We start from the raw sequence: 15,571 nt of genomic DNA, 5'->3' as shown, positions 1-15,571 counted from the left end.
GTCATGCACGTCATCCGCGCCGAGGAGACGGCCGGTCACGACGGGATCCACTTCGAGCCCCCCAACCGCGGCGGCTGAGGCGGGCGCCGCGGCACTCGCGTGAAGACTCCGTTCCGCTGGACGCAACGAAGTCTTCACGCGAGCCGTACACGGGGTCAGCGCAGCGGGCGGAAGAACGTCCGCAGGTCGCCCACCAGCAGGTTCGGGGCCTCGAGGGCCGCGAAGTGCCCGCCGCGCTCGTGCTCGGTCCAGTGCACGAGCCGGTGCGCGCGGGCGTCGACGTGCCGGATCGCCGGGTCCGTGGGGAACAGGGCGTGCCCGAACGGGACGTCGTCGGCGACGACCGTCCGCGGCGCCGCCACCCGGTTCTCGTAGTACAGGTGGGTCGATGTCGCGCCGCTGCCGGTGACCCACAGCAGGGTCGCCAGGTCGAGCAGGTGGTCGCGCCCGACGGCCTCGGCGGGGTCGTCGACGGCCGGGTCGGTCCAGTCGTGGACCTTGTCGACGATCCACGCCAGCTGCGCGACGGGCGAGTCGGCCAACCCGTAGGCGAGCGTGTGCGGGCGGGTGGAGTGGATCGCGGCGTAGCCGGTGTCGGTCTCGCGACGACGGGACGCCCATGCGAGCCGCTCGCGCTCGGCGTCGGTGCGCGCCTCGTGGGACGGCGGCACGTCGAGGTTGCCGTGCACGTGCACCCCGACCACGCTGCCGAGCGCCACCCGGCCGAGCTCGGGCGACACCACCGACCCCGTGTCCCCGCCGGCGGCGCCGTACCGGTCGTAGCCGAACGACGACATCAGGGCCGCCCAGGCGCGGGCGATCCGGCCGTGGTCCCAGCCCTCGTCGGAGAGCGGGGTCGAGAACCCCACGCCCGGCAGCGACGGGACCACGACGTGGAACGCGTCCGGCCCGGGCGCGGTGAGCGGCGCCAGCAGGTCGAGGTACTCGAGCACCGACCCCGGCCACCCGTGCGTCAGGACCAGCGGCAGTGCGTCGGGGTCGGCCGAGCGGGCGTGCAGGGCATGGACCGTCTGGCCGTCGATCGACGTCCGGACCTGCTCGACGGCGTTCAGCCGGGCCTCGACCCGCCGCCAGTCGTACCCGGCGAGCCAGTGCTCGACGAGCCCCTGCAGGTAGTCGACCGGCACGCCGCGCGACCAGCCGACGGACGTCAGCGTGGCGGGCCAGCGGGTCCGGCGCAGGCGGTCCCGGAGGTCGCCGAGGACCTCGTCGGGCACGTGCACCGTGAACGGCTGCACCGGGTCAGGCGTCCCCCGCCGCCGCGGAGTACGTCTTCTCGGGCCAGTACGCCCACTCCTCGAACAGCTCGGCGCGCCCGTCCGGCCCGAACCGCAGCACCCACAGGTCGCGGTACTCCTGCGGCTTGTCGCCGCCGTACTGCACCTCGACCCGGACCACCGCGTCGCGCCCGTCGGCCGCGACCACGTCCGCCGTCATCTCGAACGGGGTGTCGTCCTTCCAGAAGCCCCGGATCGCCTCGATGCCCTCCAGCGGCTCCGGGTCGTACGGCGACCGCAGGTACCGGGCGTCCTCGTGGAACAGCCGGTCGAGTCCGTCCACGTCCTGGTCCCGCCACGCCTGCTCGTACCGCTCGACCCACCCCGTGACCGCGTCCCTGCCCATCAGCTTCTCCCTGGTCGGTGTCCGTCCAGTCGAGTCTCCACCCGGACACCGACAGGCTCAGGCCCGTTGCAGCGGCGGCAGCCGGTAGGTCCCGTCCCGGAGCGACGGGCCGCCGCCGTACCCGCGGACGACGAGGGTGAACGGACCCTCCGGCGAGGGGATCCAGTTGCTGGTGTCCGCCGGGGCGTCGTGCTGCACCAGGAGGGTCAGCGAGCCGTCCTCGGCGAACGCGATTCCGGGCGTCCGGTCACCGATCGAGTAGCGGTCGATCGGGTTGGCGACCAGCAGTCGCTCCGGCAGCCGGTACATGGTGGCCGACCAGAAGAACGCCACGTCAGGCAGCTCGCCCGGGCCGAACGTCACGGTGTACGAGCGTGCTCCGACGGGGTGCTCGCCCGCCGAGTCGACCAGCCACCCGCCGTACCAGGCCTCGGAGGTCGGCAGTCCGAAGATGCCCTTCATCGCCCCGAGGTTGCGCTGGTCGTACCTGCCGGCCATCTCGGCGCGCAGGCCGAACAGTCCCACCGAGGTCGTCGTCCGCTCGGCCTGCTCCGTGAGGGTCGCCGCTCCGTCGGCGAGCCCGGCGAGCAGCTCCGACTCCCGGCCCGCGGGATCGAACGTGCCCTCACCGGTCAGCCCGATCTCGGCCAGCCGAGCCCGCACCTCGGCGTCCTCGTCGGCGACCGGGGCGAGCTGCAGCAGGAAGTCGAGCAGCGTGAAGAACCCGACGCCGTGCGTGTGCTCCTGCTCGTCCCAGACCGGCCAGTCGATCGCGGGAGCGGGATCGGGCGAGGGGACACCGGCGAAGACGCTCAGGGGCTCGACCTCGTAGGACCGCTGGATCGCCTGGAGCGCGTCGAGGTCGCCGTCGACGGACGCCGTCCTGCCCAGGCAGCCGACGACGTCCGTGGCCGAGCGGACGACGCCGGCGATCCCGTCGGGGACCGTGCCGTCCCAGCCCGGCCCGGCCAGCAGGTACGACCCCGCGCCCTGGCCCGTGGTCACGGCGCCGACGTACCCCGCGTACACGGTGTCGAGCTGGTGGAACGGGAGGATGTAGTACCGGTCGACCGCCGGGACCGACACCACCCACGGCTCGGCCCGTAGGTCGAACCAGCCCCAGGAGTACGGGGTGTCGTTGTTCGGCGTGACGATGTCGGTGTTCTCGGGCCGTGCGGGCGTCGAGTAGTGCCGGTAGTGCCCGAACCCGCCGACGTACCGCGGGTCGTCCGCGTCGACCGCCTGCGCGTAGAGCGTCCGGTAGTTCTCGACGAAGGCGTAGCCGAAGCGGTAGGCCTCGGCGGCGAGCTCGCGGACGTCCGTCATCGATGTCTCCTCACGCGGCAGCGGTCGCAGCCACTCTGGCACGCGACCTCACTGCACGCGCGGGCCGACCTCCCCGCGCCGCAGCACCGACAGCTCCACGCGCGAGCGCAGCTGCTCGGCCGGCAGGACGTGCGCCAGGTCGGCCAGGACGCGGTCGCAGGCGGACACGACCGCGTCGAGGTCGGAGTCCGGGTCGACCGTCGCCCGCAGGCGCACGACGAGCTCGCCGCGGTCGGCCAGCACGGCGCCGCGCGCGGAGCGGATCAGCGGGTCCTCGGCCAGCACCTCGGCGGCGGTGGCCACCGCAGGCCCGGGGTCGACGACGAGGCGGCCGGACTGCTCGCCGTCCGGCAGCCGAAGCGACCCGACCGTGCGGCGCGGCAGGTGCGCCAGCAGCCACCAGAGGCCGATGACGACGAGCGCGACGCCGACGACCCCGGCGAGGACGGCGTAGCTCGACGCCCCGGTCACCTGTCCCGTGTCGACCTCCACGGACGACGGCACGTCGGGCCACACGTCCGCGAGGAAGCCGACCTGCCAGCCCACGGCTGCCACGCCGAGGACGACGAGCACGAGGCCGAGGAGCAGCAGGAGCACCCGGTCGAACGCCAGGATCGAGCGCCTCATCGCCCGTCACCCCCGGCGTGCAGGCCGGCGGTCACCCTGCCGACCACCTTCACGGACAGGGGCCGCACCAGGGGCGCGAGCCGTTCGGTGACGGCCGCCCGGACCGCGTCGGTGACGTCGTCGCCCTCCAGGGTCGTCACGGTGACCGTGACCGAGCGACGCGTGGCGGAGGCGCGGGCGGACAGCACGCGGTCGACCTCGTCGGCCGCCGACGCGGCGAGGCGCGCGGCGTCGCCGATCCCGATCGTCGTGCCGGCCGAGGACGTGACGGCCAGGCGCGTGCGGACGCGGCGCCCGAGGGCGATCACGACGAGCCACAGGCCGAGCAGCGCGAGCACCACGCCGACCACGGTGACCAGCGTCGACGGTCCGACTCCGTCCGCGCGGTCCACGACAGGGGCGATCCACGGCTCGCCGTCGACGGTCACGGCGGCCACGAGCGCGTCGCGGACCACGAGCACGCCGAGCACGACGAGGAGCACGGCGAGCGCGATGCTCCACCAGCCGACGCGGCCGGCACGGGTGGCGGCTGCGGCGGGCGCGAAGCCGCGTGGGGTCTCGACGTGAGTCATCGCACCCTCGCGGCCGGTAGGGCGTCGGAGGTGACACGCACGACCTCGCGGACGGCGACGCTCACGTGGTCGACGTCCTGGCCCGCCTGGCGCTCCAGCTCGCGGCGGACGGCCTCCTGGACGCCGACCGTGACGCGGGCGGCGGACGCGGGCCAGGTGATGGCGACCTCGACCTGCACGCGCGCCCGGGTCCCGGCGCGCTGCCACTGGACCCGGGGGTAGCCGCGCCCGAGCCTCCGCTCGATCGTGCCCGCGGAGTCCTCCGGGGCGACGCCGGGCACCTCGAGGGTCACCTGTCGGGCGATCCGCGTCAGGGCGCGGTCCGCGATGGTCAGCGTGCCGCGGGCGTCAGCCACGGCGACGTCCCGCGACGAGGCCGGAGACGTCGATGCGACCCTCCACGACGAGGCCGACGAGCACCCCGACCGCCGCGAGCACGAAGGCGAGCACGAACATGCTGAACCCGCCGACGGCGGCGACGAGCGCGAGCAGCAGGCCGGCGAACAGCCCGATGGCGACAGACGACATGGTGGCTCCTCAGACGATGGTGTCGATGTCCTCGACGTGGACGCGGACAGGACGCGGGGCGATCGCGGAGACCGCGCGCTGGACGCGGGCCGCGGTGTCGGGCACGGGGACGAGGTCGGAGACGACGACGTGCACCTCGGTGCCCTCGTCGTCGATCCGGACCCCCGTCACTCGGCGACCCGGCAGGTAGGTGCCCAGCTCGCCGAACCGGCCGCCGTGCAGCCGGACCACGCCGGGCACCGCGAGGACGGCGGCGGCCACCGCCTCGGCCGGGGTGAGCGGGTCCGGGGCGACGTCGCCGATGACGACGACCTCGGGCCGGGGCTCGACCAGGTCGAGGGGGGCGACGTCGGGCGCGACGTCCAGCGGCGTGGGCACCGGCGCCTCGTCGGGACCGGTCACTGGACCCGCTGCTCCTGCGGGGCGGCCGGCTGCGCGTCGTCCTGCGGCAGGTGCACGTCGTTGACGGACACGTTGACCTCGACCACGTGCAGGCCGGTCATCTGCTCGACCGCGCTGATGACGTTGCGCCGGATGCCGTTGGCCAGGTCGGCGATCGAGACGCCGTACTCGGCGACCAGGTCGAGGTCGACGGCGGCCTCGGTCTCCCCGACCTCGACCGACACGCCCTGGGAGTGGTTGGTGCGCGCGCCGGGGATGCGCTCGCGCAGGGTGCCCATGGCCCGGGCGGCGCCGCCGCCGAGGGAGTGGACGCCCGTGACCTCGCTCGCGGCGATGCCGGCGATCTTGCTGACCACCGTGTCGGCGATCGTCGTGCTGCCCTCGGGCGTGACCAGCGCGCTCTGGCGCGAGCGGGTGGCCGGGGCCGTGACGGTGGGCTCGCTCATGGTGACCTTCTCTCGACGTCTGCCCGCGCCGGATCGGCGCGTACCCCTGGTTGGTCGCGGTCGCGCCCGATTCGTCACGCCCGATCCGGTGTGACCTGCGTCACACTCGCCGGGATGCGGTCGGCGACGGCCGGGCACACAGTGCTCGGGATGGACGAGCGCGAGGTTCCCGACGAGGTGCTCGCCCGGCGGGCCGGGCTCGGCGACCGCAGGGCGTTCGCCGTCGTCGTCGACCGGCACGGCCCCGCGCTCTATCGCTACGCCCGCCGGATGCTCGATGATCCTCGCGACACCGAGGACTGCGTGCAGGAGGCCTTCTCCGCCGCGTGGGCCTCGTTGCCGCACTTCGAGGGCCGGTCGTCGTTGCGCACCTGGTTGTTCGCCATCACGGCGCACAAGGTGCGGTCCCTGCAGCGCAGCCGCCCCCGCACCGCGATGCCCCTGCCGTTCGCACCGGACGACGAGGAGGATCGTCACGCGGTCGACCCCGAGCGGTCGGCCGAGGCGACGGAGCTGCGCGAGGCGCTCGACGCCGCACTGCGCGAGCTCCCGCCGGGTCCGCGCTCGACGTGGCTGCTCCGGGAGGTGGAAGGTCTGTCCTACGACCAGATCGCCGAGGTCGCCGGCACGACGACGAGCACTGTCCGCGGCCAGCTCCACCGGGCGCGGGCGCACCTGGTCCGGCGGATGGAGGCATGGCGATGAACGGGGACCAGCTCCTCGCGCAGGCCGCCCGGACGCTGCGCGAGCACACCGACGCCGGGTGGGTCGCGCTGCGCGACGACGTCGTCGCCGCGGCCGTCCGCGCCTTCCGCCCCTCGGCGCCGGTCCGCGGTCGGCTGCCGGGAGGCGCGCTGTGGGTGGCGTCGACCGCCCTGGTGGGCCGGGTCCGGGTCGCGCTCGACGACCTCCCGCGGGCCGGTGCCCTGCGGATCACCTGCACGACCACCCCCGACGACGAGCTGGACCGCCTCACCGTCGAGGTCGTCGCGCTGTACGGCACGCCGCTCCTGCCGCTCGCCGACGAGGTCCGCCGCCGGGCCGCGACCGCCGCCGCCGAGACCCTCGGGCTCACCGCCCCGCCGCTGACCCGGGTCCGCGTGGACGTCTCCGTCGGTGACGTCACGGCCGACCCGAGGCACCTGTGATCACCGCGGCGTGATGTCCCCCAGCGTCCAGGTGCGGTCGAAGTACGGCTCCAGCGGACCGTAGAACCGGAAGTACGAGAACCAGTGCCGCCCGGGGATCGTCTGCACCCAGTTGTCCTCCCGACCCTCGGGCGCCGACGGCCCGAACCAGAGGTCCACCGACCCGTCGGCGTTGCGGGCCAGGTCGGCGTCGCGCGAGCCGCGGTCGCCGCGCTGCTGCGGGTTGTCGACGAGGCACCGTGTCCGGACGTCGTACACCGTGGCGGACCAGAACCCCGCGGCGGGCACGTCGGCAGGCACGTGCAGGGTGTAGTCGCGGCCGCCGTCGAGCCACTGTCCGTCGGACCCCACGTACGCCGCCAGGTACGCCTGCCCCTTGCCGGGCGTCCGGCTCTTCATCGCCTCGGAGAAGCTGACGGCCTCGTAGAACCAGGACGCCCGCTCGAGCAGCTCGTCGTGGTCGGGCCCCCGCTGCGTCGGGCTGCTCAGCGCCAGCGCCAGGTCCCAGGCCCGGTCCGGCCAGTACCTCGACCCCTCGAACCGCTTGGCGAACGTGTTGGCCTGCGCGATGAGCTCCCCCGCCTCGGCGCCCTGCGTCAGGATCCGCTGCAGGCGCTCGTCGGGGGCGAACGGCTTGCCCTTCTCGATCCCCAGCTGCCGCATCATCGCGAGGTAGAACCGGTCGCGCTCGTCGACGATCTCGGTCTGGTAGACCTCGTGCAGCCGCTCGAAGTAGGCCAGGCCGCGGGGCTGGTCGCCGTCCCAGCGCCGACCGTCGGGGGACAGCACCCGGGTCGGGGGCGATGCCATCTCGTCGAGCCGCGTGATCCGCAGGCCGTCGACGATGCCCTGCGCCCGCACCGGGTCCGGGTCCAGGGTCCGGAAGCCGAACATGACGTTCATGCCCGTGGCGCGGTGGACGTAGTAGTCCTCGTCGACGGCCGGCTGCTCGACGCCCGGCGGCAGGATCAGATGCTTTCCGCCGCCGCCCTCGTCGGGCCCCATCTCGCCGAGGACCGCGAACTCCCGCTGCCAGAAGTCCGACGCGCCACCGGCGACGGGACCGGGCGGTACCTCGACCACCAGAGGGCCGGTGCGGCTCAGGTCGATGAACGACACGAGGTACGGCGTCGTCGCGTTGGCCGTGATGAGCCCGAGCCGGTCGGCGTAGGTGACGTAGTGGACGATGTCGTAGTCGGTGGCCATGAACACCTCGCGGTGCTGCTGCTGCCACTGGGCGTACGACACCAGCGGCAGCGCCCAGAGGTACACCTGGGTGGCCAGCTGGTGGTCGAGCACGTCGAACACGAGGGAGAGGTCGTCTCGGCTGGGCAGCTCGCCGTCGAGGCGCACGCGGCCGAGGTCCCCGGGCAGTGTCATGGCCCGAGTCTGGCCGTGACACGCACCCCCTGCCAGCGCAGACGCACACACCTGCCGCCGTCGTAGGACACACTCCTGTGTGTGACCGACCTGCTCTCGTCCCCCCGCCTGCAGGGCGAGTCGGGGCTGGTCGATCACCGGGCCGACTGGTCGTGGCTGTCGGACCCCACGGACGTGCCCACCGCACCGGACCTCGCGCGGGCCCGCGAGGAGGCCGAGCGGCTCCTCGCGGACCACGGCGTCACGTACGGCGCGGACCAGGAGGACGGCGAGCACCCCTGGCACCTGGACCCCCTGCCCGTCATCGTCGACGAGCCCGAGTGGGCCCGGCTGGACGCGGCGCTGGTGCAGCGCGCGGAGCTGCTGGACGCGATCCTGCAGGACGCCTACGGCCACCGCCGCCTGCTCACCGACAAGCTGCTGCCGCCGACGATCGTCCTGGGGCACCCCGGCTTCGTGCGCGCGGTCGACGGGCTGCGGCTGCCGGGCGGTCGGGAGCTGGTCCTCACGGCCACCGACCTGGTCCGCGACGGGTCCGGCGCGTGGTGCGCGGTGGCGGACCGGACGCAGGCGCCGTCGGGCGTCGGGTACGCGATGGAGGACCGGCGGATCGTCTCGCAGGTGCTGTCCGGGGTGTACCGGCAGGCGTCGATCCAGCGGCTCGGGCCCTTCTTCCGCGCGCTGCGGCTGGCGCTGCGGGACGTCGCCCCCGGGCACGCCGAGCAGCCCCGGGTCGTCCTGCTCACCTCGGGCCCGTCCAGCGAGACCGCGTTCGACCAGGCGTACCTGGCCTCCATGCTGGGGCTCCCGCTGGTGGAGGGCTCCGACCTGCTGGTCCGCGACGGCCAGGTCTGGATGCGCGGCGTCGAGGGTCTGGAGCCGGTCGACGTGGTGCTGCGCCGGGTCGACGCCGAGTGGTGCGACCCGCTGGACCTGCGGCAGGGCTCCCGCCTCGGGGTCCCCGGGCTGGTCCGGGCCGTGCGCGCCGGGACCGTCAGCGTGGTCAACCCGCTGGGCAGCTCGGTGCTGGAGAACCCCGCGCTGCTCACGTACCTCCCGCGGCTGGCCAACGCGGTGCTCGACCAGGACCTCGCCCTGGCGTCCGCCCCGACGTGGTGGTGCGGCGAGCCGAGGTCCCTGCAGCACGTGGTCAGCCGGCTCGAGCAGCTGGTGATCCTCCCGACGGTCCGCGGCACCGACATCGGCACGATCCTCGGCTGGACGCTCAGCCACCGCGAGCGCGAGCAGCTGGCCGCGCGGATCACCGCCGAGCCGTGGCTGTGGGTSGGSCAGGAGCCGGTSGGMCCGGCCGGCCCSACGGTGGACGGSAYGCCSGTSGGCGTCGGCAGCGACCTGCCGTCGGCCGAGGGGGTCGGCCCCGCCGACCTCGGGCCGCGCGCCGCGGTGCTGCGGACATACGCCGTGGCGCACCGGTCGAGCTACACGGTCATGGCCGGCGGGCTCGCGCGCGTCGCGGCCGGCCACGTCGTCTCGTCGGCCCTCGGCGCCGCCGCCAAGGACGTGTGGGTGCTCTCGACGCAGCCCGACGCGCCGCTCGAGCCGTGGGTGCCGTCCGACGAGTCCTCGGCCGGCGAGCCGGCGACCCCGCGCCGCCCGGCCACCGGCATCTCGCCGCGCACCGCGGAGAACCTCTACTGGATGGGCCGGTACGCCGAGCGCGCCGAGGGATCGAGCCGGTCCCTGCGCGTGGTCATCGACCGCTGGGACGACTTCCACAAGCGCCCGGCCTCGGCGGGTGGGCAGGCCCTGCACGTGCTGCTCTCGACGCTGACGCCCACCGAGCAGTCGGCGCCGGCCTTCCGCGATCTGGTGCTGGACCCCCGGACCCCCGGCACGGTCGCGCGGTCGGTCCGTCGGCTCGCCGCCTCCGCCGCCGCGGTCCGCGACCAGCTGTCGACGGACACGTTCGGACCGCTGGCCCGGATCGACCGTGCCCTGCGCGACGAGCGGAACAAGACCAGGGGCCGGGCGCACGGGCGCGACTCGCTCGACCTCGGCGTCGTCGGCGGCAGCACCGTGACCGCCGGCCTGCGCCCCGCGCTCGACCGGGTGCTCGAGGGCCTGCTCGCCATCGCGGGGATCACCGCCGAGGGGCTGGTCCGGGACGTCGGCTGGCAGTTCCTCGACGCCGGCCGGCGCATCGAGCGCGCGCAGCACCTCGTGGAGAGCCTGCTGGCCACCGTGGTGCAGCAGCGGCCCGCCGACGTCGACTCGGTGGTCCGGGAGTCCGTGCTGCTGGCGCACGAGTCGGCCATCACGTTCCGCCGCCGGCACCAGACCGGCGCGGGCCTGGCGGAGGTGCTCGAGCTCCTGCTGCTGGACAGCACCAACCCGCGGTCGCTCGCCTACCAGCTGGACCGCCTGCGCGAGTCGCTGGCGCTGGTCCCGCTGGCCGGCCGGGCCCCTGACCAGCGCGACCACCTGCTCGCCGACGTCGTGGACCTCCTGGCCGAGGTCGACCCCGTCGCGATCGCCGGGGCCGTCACCGAGGACGGTCGCCGCGCGCGGCTGGCCGAGACCCTCGAGTCGATGCTCTGGCGCCTGCACTCCGCCGCCGACGAGATCGAGCGCGTCCACTTCGTGCGCCTGGCCCCCAGCCGCGCGCTCGAGGACCCCTGGGACGCCCGGGACGGTGGTGGCGAGTGACCCGCACCTACGACCTCGTGCACCGCACGACGTACACCTACGCGAACGTCGTCACGGACTCGTACGGCCGCACGACCATGACCCCGCGCGACGTGCCGGGCCAGTCGTGCGTGACCACGTCCATCGAGATCGACCCRCTGCCCGCGGACACCAACGTCCACGTCGACTACTTCGGCAACCGCACCACGTACTTCGGCGTCACGACGCCCCACACGAAGCTCGTCGTCACCGCACGCTCGACCATCGAGGTCACCCGCCACGCGCCCGACCCGACCGCGCTGCCGTCCGTCGGCTGGCACGAGGTCGCCCGCCGCGTCGCCGCGAGCGAGGTCGGTCGGCTCGACCCGAGCATCGTGGACCTGCGCGAGGCTCTGCTCCCCTCGCCGCACGTCGCGTTCGCCGACGAGGTCCGCGCCTGGGCCGCCCCGACGTTCGCGGAGGACCGGCCGGTGGTCGAGGTCCTGGTCGAGCTGGCGCACCGGATCCGCACCGAGCTGGCGTACCGCTCCGGCTCCACGACGGTGCACACCACGCAGGCCCAGCTGCTGGCGCAGAAGGCGGGCGTCTGCCAGGACTTCGCGCACCTGATGATCGCGGCGCTGCGGCTGCACGGGCTGCCCGCGCGGTACTCCAGCGGCTACATCGAGACCCGGCCGCCCGCCGGCCGCGAGAAGCTGCGCGGCGCTGACGCCTCGCACGCCTGGGTGTCCGCGTGGGTGCCCGGCGCCGGCTGGGTGGAGGTCGACCCGACCAACGACCAGCTGGTCGACGACCGGTACGTGCTGCTCGGCTGGGGCCGCGACTACGACGACGTGCCGCCCCTGCGCGGCGTCATCTTCACCGAGGGCTCGGGCTCGCGCCTCACGGTGTCGGTCGACCTGGTGCCGAGCGGCAGCGAGCCGTACCTCTAGCGCCGGGCGGTCGCCCTGTCGCGCAGCTCGYCSGGCGGSACGAYGAACCCGCCGCTGTCSACSACSGTCCCGCCGACCGCCCGCCACAGGGCCRCSGCGAYGCGCGCGACCGACGGCTCGACCCGYGAGCGCGCGATGAGGTGCAGCTGCGAGGGGTGCTCGGCCAGCAGCTCCTCGGGCTGCGGCGGGTGCCAGGTCACGTGGTACGACCACGGCCCGAACTCCCGCCAGTCCAGCCGCGACAGCGCCACGGGGATCTCGCGCGAGCGACCGGTGCGCACCGTGATCGCGCCGTCGTACTCGAACGTGCCGGTCACCGAGAAGGTCGCCGGTCCYTCCCCGGTCGACTGCTGCGGGACGTCCGTCGGTCCCACCCGGGCGCCGGTCAGGGCCGGCCGGACCAGCGGCAGCGCGTCCTGCGCCGACAGCGGGACCGGGGACCACAGGGTGAGGTCGACGGCGGAGCCGGGGTCGGGGACCACCAGCCGGGCACGGTCCGCGGGCACGATGGCGCCCGCGGCACGACGTGCGGCGGCGGACATCCAGCCGTAGACGAGGTCGAGGGAGACATCAGCCCCCGAGGGCACCACGGCGTAGAGGTCGACGTCCTGCGGCGTCAGCCCCGCGGCCCGCGCGTCGGCGGCGACCAGCTGCGTCGGACCCTCCAGCGAGGCCGACGCGTCCAGGCGCAGCGCCCCGGGGACCGCCTCGACGTCGTCCGTGGCGACGCCCCGGAAGCGCGCCCCGGTCATCGGTCGGGCGCTCGCCGCTGCCTGCGCGGCGCTGACCGGCTCTCGGGTCCACGCGGAGTCCGGAAACCACGCCGTGGCCAGCGCGGCGAGGTCCGTCCCGCGCGGGACGACCAGGACATGGCGACCGTCGAGCACGCTGGGGAGGTCCACCTGCGGCAGGCTCATGCGGGCGCACGGTACACACCCTGTGATGCGGGCGTGTTACATGCCGACCGTCGTCTCGCAGGTCATCGCGTTATCCACAGGAATCGGCGTGTTGCACACGGCTGTGGACAGAAGCTGTGGACAACTCTCAGGCGTGCACGTCGTGCAGGTGGTGGACCACGTCGTGCAGGAAGTACTGGCCCAGCGTCAGCACGGTGAACTCGGACCCGTTGGAGCGGCGCCCCGTGCGGTCCCACCGGTCGCCGGCCACGCCGTCGAACCGCGCGGCGATGACCTCGGCGGCGTCGACCAGCTCGTCGGCCACCACGGTCGGGTCCTGCAGGTCGTACCGGTCCTCGAGCGCCGTGGCGTCCTGGTCCCAGTTGGCGAACGGCGGGTCGTCCTGCGTGAGCATGAGCTCGAGGCGTCCGTCGAAGACCCGGAACACGTCGCGCACGTGCGCCCCGTACTCGAGGGCCGACCACGTGGTCGGCGCCGGGCGCTCGCCCGCGTCGGGCCGGTGCAGCGCGGTGACCCAGCGCGGCGCGAGGTCGCGCACCGTGCCACCGATGGCCGGCCCGCCGACGTCCGTCGCCGTGTAGCCGCACTCCGGGCAGCGCTGCGACAGGACCCAGGTCCAGTCCTTGGTGTCGGGCTGGATCTCCTCGTTGCTCGTCATGCACGGCACGCTAGACGACGAGCCCGCCGATCGACCGCCATCGGCCGTGGATGTCCCGCCAACCGCGTGCCGACGACGTCACCACGACCAGGTCCAACCCCGCGAGAACAACACTGGACGCGTTCTGGAGCCTCAGAACGCGTCCCACGTTGTTCTCGCGCGGCCGCGCGACCATGTGCTTGCCGATCCCATCCGGCCCGATGGTGGCGGTCACCACATGGTCGTGACGCTGCGCCTCTGGCAGGCGCGGGCGTTTGGTGACAAACCGTGCGATGATGTCACGATGCCCAAGATCATCGGCGGATCGCTGCACGAGCACCGTGAGCAGACCCGCCAGAAGCTCTACGCGGCGCTGTCGAACCTCATGGCCGACCAGGGCTTCGACGCCATCACGCTCGCCGAGATCGCGTCCGCCGCCGGCGTCGGGCGCACGGCGGTCTACAACCACTTCCCCGACAAGGAGTCGCTCCTGCTCGGGTTCATCACGCACGAGACCGAGCAGTACGCGGCCACCCTGCAGCGCGCGCTCGACGACATCGACGACCCGACCGAGCAGCTGCAGACCTACGTCCGCCAGCAGGCCGAGCTGACTCGCGTGTACCACCTGGCCCCCGGCCCGGAGCTGCGGTCGGTCCTGTCCCGCGGCACCCAGCAGCGCGTCCGCGAGCACGTCGTCGTGGTCGAGCAGATCCTGCGGGGCATCCTCGCCGCGGGGATCGAGTCGGGCGCGTTCCCGGACCAGGACCTCGACGTCACGGTCCCGCTGATCAACGCCTGCCTGTCGGGGCGCGGCGTTCCCCCCGACGGGCCCGAGCGGGAGCGCGCGATCGCGCAGACCGAGGCGTTCGTGCTCCGCGCCGTCGGCGCCGCTGCTGCTGTGCCGGCCTGACCCGGTGGCGCAGCGCGGACGCGGCCGACCCCCCGCCCACCACGGCAGCCACCCCGCCGACCGTCGACCCGGTCGTCGCCCGCCGGCCCGGCGCTCCACCGAGCTCGAGCTGACGTTCCTGCCGGGCCTGGGTTCCCTGGTGGCCGACGAGGCTGCCGGCCTGCTCATGCTCGACGGTTCCCCGGAGCCGGTCCCCGGTCGCGACGACGCCCTCGCGGTCTCCGTCTGGAGCCCGCCGGCCGAGGCCCTCGCCCTGCGCACCGCCGTCGCCGCGTTCCTCGTGCTGCACTTCGACGTCCCGCGCCCCAAGTCGCTGACCAGCGGCGATCACCTCGCCCGCATCGTCGACGCCGTGTACACCTCGCTCCGCGCCGGCGGCTCCTCGAGCTTCCGGTTCGAGGCCGCGGGCAGCGACTCGGCGGTCTTCGAGCGGCTCGCGGCGCTGCTGTCCGAGGCCACCGGCCTGCGTTACGACGAACGCGAGGGCGAGCTCGTCGTCCGCGTCCGCCGCGGCGTCCGCCCGGGACCGTCCGGGGACCCCGGCTGGGACGTCCTGGTCCGGCTCGGATCGCGTCCGCTGTCGGCCCGCCGCTGGCGCGTCACCGACTACCCGGGTGCGGTCAACGCGACGATCGCGGCGGCGATGGTGCGACTGGGCTCCGTGGACGACGCCGACCGCGTCCTCAACCTCATGTGCGGCTCCGGCACGCTGCTGGTCGAGCGCCTGTCGGCCGGCGCGGCCGCCGACGCCGTCGGCGTGGACCTCTCCGCCGACGCCCTCACCGCCGCGTCCGAGAACCTCACCGCGGCGACGTTCGGTCGCGACGCCCGGCTGCTGAGCGCCGACTGCACGGGCCCCGCGCTGGTCGAGGCCGTCGGCACCGGCTACGACCTCCTGCTCGCGGACCCCCCGTGGGGCACCCTGCACGGCACCCACGCGACCAACGCCGAGGTCCACGCCGGCATGCTCCGGGCGGCCTACGACGCCGCCGCCCCCGGCGCCCGGTTCGTCGTCCTCACGCACGAGATCAAGGTGATGGAGCGCTGCCTGCGCGAGGCCGACGCCCTCTGGCGCGTCCGCTCCGAGACGCGCGTCTTCGCCAAGGGTCACCACCCGCGCATCTACGTCCTGGACCGCACCTGACGACGATTTCCGCGGCCGAAACGGTGTGATGCAGGTCATATCACCCTTCCGGACGTGCCCGATGTACGGATTCACCCTGTTCACCGCTCGACAGGCACGTCAGGCTGAACGCATGGAGAACGAGCTGCGGGTCGAGGTGACCGACCAGGACATCGCGCAGGCACGGCGCGAGTGGAAGCACTCGTGCGAGTCCTGCGCGCCGGCCGAGGTCGTCGCGCACCGCTACTGGCTCCTGCGCCAGCTGGTCCACACCCAGGCGCAGCAGATCGCGGACGACCTGCGGGCGGGACGACGCTGAACCTGGGTGAGAAT

The 15,571-nt window shown here is 74.1% G+C and carries 20 protein-coding genes; 7 read left to right on the top strand and 13 right to left on the bottom strand.

Annotated features, from left to right (window positions below; genetic code table 11):
• Positions 1-155: 155 nt before the first annotated feature.
• The 9 genes from ACXJKG_RS05865 to ACXJKG_RS05825 are packed head-to-tail and all read right to left on the bottom strand — an operon-like array spanning position 156 to position 5,545.
• Positions 156-1,259, bottom strand: a complete 1,104-nt coding sequence (locus ACXJKG_RS05865) for an epoxide hydrolase family protein (protein WP_456844812.1) — start codon at positions 1,257-1,259, stop codon at positions 156-158.
• A gap of 4 nt (positions 1,260-1,263) precedes the next feature.
• Positions 1,264-1,644, bottom strand: a complete 381-nt coding sequence (locus tag ACXJKG_RS05860) for a nuclear transport factor 2 family protein (protein WP_456844811.1) — start codon at positions 1,642-1,644, stop codon at positions 1,264-1,266.
• A 57-nt stretch (positions 1,645-1,701) separates the two neighbouring features.
• On the bottom strand, positions 1,702-2,970 hold the full coding sequence (locus tag ACXJKG_RS05855) for a DUF1254 domain-containing protein (protein ID WP_456844810.1): 1,269 nt from the start codon (positions 2,968-2,970) through the stop codon (positions 1,702-1,704).
• 48 nt (positions 2,971-3,018) lie between these two features.
• Positions 3,019-3,597, bottom strand: coding sequence for a hypothetical protein (locus tag ACXJKG_RS05850; protein ID WP_456844809.1), 579 nt, complete (start codon positions 3,595-3,597; stop codon positions 3,019-3,021).
• A complete protein-coding gene (locus ACXJKG_RS05845) occupies positions 3,594-4,169 on the bottom strand; it encodes a DUF6286 domain-containing protein (protein WP_456844808.1) in 576 nt (191 codons plus the stop codon). The genes ACXJKG_RS05850 and ACXJKG_RS05845 overlap by 4 nt, the downstream gene beginning before the upstream one ends.
• Positions 4,166-4,525: an Asp23/Gls24 family envelope stress response protein gene (locus ACXJKG_RS05840; RefSeq protein WP_456844807.1), complete on the bottom strand. Its 360-nt coding sequence runs from the start codon at positions 4,523-4,525 to the stop codon at positions 4,166-4,168. Before ACXJKG_RS05840 ends, ACXJKG_RS05845 begins: the two co-directional genes overlap by 4 nt.
• Positions 4,518-4,697 carry a DUF2273 domain-containing protein gene (locus ACXJKG_RS05835; protein ID WP_456844806.1) on the bottom strand — a complete coding sequence of 60 codons (180 nt, stop codon included), beginning with the start codon at positions 4,695-4,697 and terminating at the stop codon, positions 4,518-4,520. The genes ACXJKG_RS05840 and ACXJKG_RS05835 overlap by 8 nt, the downstream gene beginning before the upstream one ends.
• A 9-nt stretch (positions 4,698-4,706) precedes the next feature.
• Positions 4,707-5,099 (bottom strand): hypothetical protein, encoded by a 393-nt coding sequence (locus ACXJKG_RS05830; RefSeq protein WP_456844805.1) that lies wholly within the window; start codon positions 5,097-5,099, stop codon positions 4,707-4,709.
• Positions 5,096-5,545 (bottom strand): Asp23/Gls24 family envelope stress response protein, encoded by a 450-nt coding sequence (locus tag ACXJKG_RS05825; protein WP_456844804.1) that lies wholly within the window; start codon positions 5,543-5,545, stop codon positions 5,096-5,098. Before ACXJKG_RS05825 ends, ACXJKG_RS05830 begins: the two co-directional genes overlap by 4 nt.
• A gap of 150 nt (positions 5,546-5,695) precedes the next feature.
• On the opposite strand from ACXJKG_RS05825, the gene ACXJKG_RS05820 reads away from it, so the two are divergent.
• Together ACXJKG_RS05820 and ACXJKG_RS05815 are read left to right on the top strand one after the other, a co-directional pair.
• Positions 5,696-6,250 (top strand): RNA polymerase sigma factor, encoded by a 555-nt coding sequence (locus ACXJKG_RS05820; RefSeq protein ID WP_456844803.1) that lies wholly within the window; start codon positions 5,696-5,698, stop codon positions 6,248-6,250.
• Complete coding sequence (locus ACXJKG_RS05815; protein ID WP_456844802.1) at positions 6,241-6,693, top strand: hypothetical protein; 453 nt, start codon at positions 6,241-6,243, stop codon at positions 6,691-6,693. The genes ACXJKG_RS05820 and ACXJKG_RS05815 overlap by 10 nt, the downstream gene beginning before the upstream one ends.
• On the opposite strand, the gene ACXJKG_RS05810 is transcribed toward ACXJKG_RS05815, so the two are convergent.
• Positions 6,694-8,073 carry a DUF1254 domain-containing protein gene (locus ACXJKG_RS05810; protein WP_456844801.1) on the bottom strand — a complete coding sequence of 460 codons (1,380 nt, stop codon included), beginning with the start codon at positions 8,071-8,073 and terminating at the stop codon, positions 6,694-6,696.
• 81 nt (positions 8,074-8,154) lie between these two features.
• Here ACXJKG_RS05810 and ACXJKG_RS05805 point away from each other — a divergent pair, with 81 nt between their 5' ends.
• Entirely contained in the window at positions 8,155-10,740 is a 2,586-nt protein-coding gene (locus tag ACXJKG_RS05805; protein ID WP_456844800.1) for a circularly permuted type 2 ATP-grasp protein, read from the top strand.
• Positions 10,737-11,651, top strand: coding sequence for a transglutaminase family protein (locus ACXJKG_RS05800; RefSeq protein WP_456844799.1), 915 nt, complete (start codon positions 10,737-10,739; stop codon positions 11,649-11,651). Before ACXJKG_RS05805 ends, ACXJKG_RS05800 begins: the two co-directional genes overlap by 4 nt.
• Here the strand turns inward: ACXJKG_RS05800 and ACXJKG_RS05795 are convergent.
• The 3 genes from ACXJKG_RS05795 to ACXJKG_RS05785 form a co-directional block, all read right to left on the bottom strand.
• Positions 11,648-12,568: a hypothetical protein gene (locus tag ACXJKG_RS05795; protein WP_456844798.1), complete on the bottom strand. Its 921-nt coding sequence runs from the start codon at positions 12,566-12,568 to the stop codon at positions 11,648-11,650. The two genes, ACXJKG_RS05800 and ACXJKG_RS05795, sit on opposite strands and share 4 nt — an antisense overlap.
• A 127-nt stretch (positions 12,569-12,695) precedes the next feature.
• Positions 12,696-13,226, bottom strand: a complete 531-nt coding sequence (locus tag ACXJKG_RS05790; RefSeq protein ID WP_456844797.1) for a DinB family protein — start codon at positions 13,224-13,226, stop codon at positions 12,696-12,698.
• 10 nt (positions 13,227-13,236) lie between these two features.
• Entirely contained in the window at positions 13,237-13,440 is a 204-nt protein-coding gene (locus ACXJKG_RS05785; RefSeq protein WP_456844796.1) for a hypothetical protein, read from the bottom strand.
• 69 nt (positions 13,441-13,509) lie between these two features.
• Between ACXJKG_RS05785 and ACXJKG_RS05780 the strand changes: the two genes are divergently transcribed.
• The 3 genes from ACXJKG_RS05780 to ACXJKG_RS05770 all read left to right on the top strand — a co-directional run bounded on the left by ACXJKG_RS05780 (position 13,510) and on the right by ACXJKG_RS05770 (position 15,557).
• Positions 13,510-14,115, top strand: coding sequence for a TetR/AcrR family transcriptional regulator (locus ACXJKG_RS05780; protein ID WP_456844795.1), 606 nt, complete (start codon positions 13,510-13,512; stop codon positions 14,113-14,115).
• A gap of 4 nt (positions 14,116-14,119) precedes the next feature.
• Positions 14,120-15,259: a methyltransferase gene (locus ACXJKG_RS05775; RefSeq protein WP_456844794.1), complete on the top strand. Its 1,140-nt coding sequence runs from the start codon at positions 14,120-14,122 to the stop codon at positions 15,257-15,259.
• 112 nt (positions 15,260-15,371) lie between these two features.
• Complete coding sequence (locus ACXJKG_RS05770) at positions 15,372-15,557, top strand: hypothetical protein (RefSeq protein ID WP_456844793.1); 186 nt, start codon at positions 15,372-15,374, stop codon at positions 15,555-15,557.
• The last annotated feature ends 14 nt before the right edge of the window (positions 15,558-15,571 follow it).

The sequence above is a fragment of the Cellulomonas sp. P5_C6 genome, from assembly GCF_054049635.1.
Note: the sequence above shows the minus strand (reverse complement) of the source record. Positions and strands in the feature narration are given on the sequence as shown.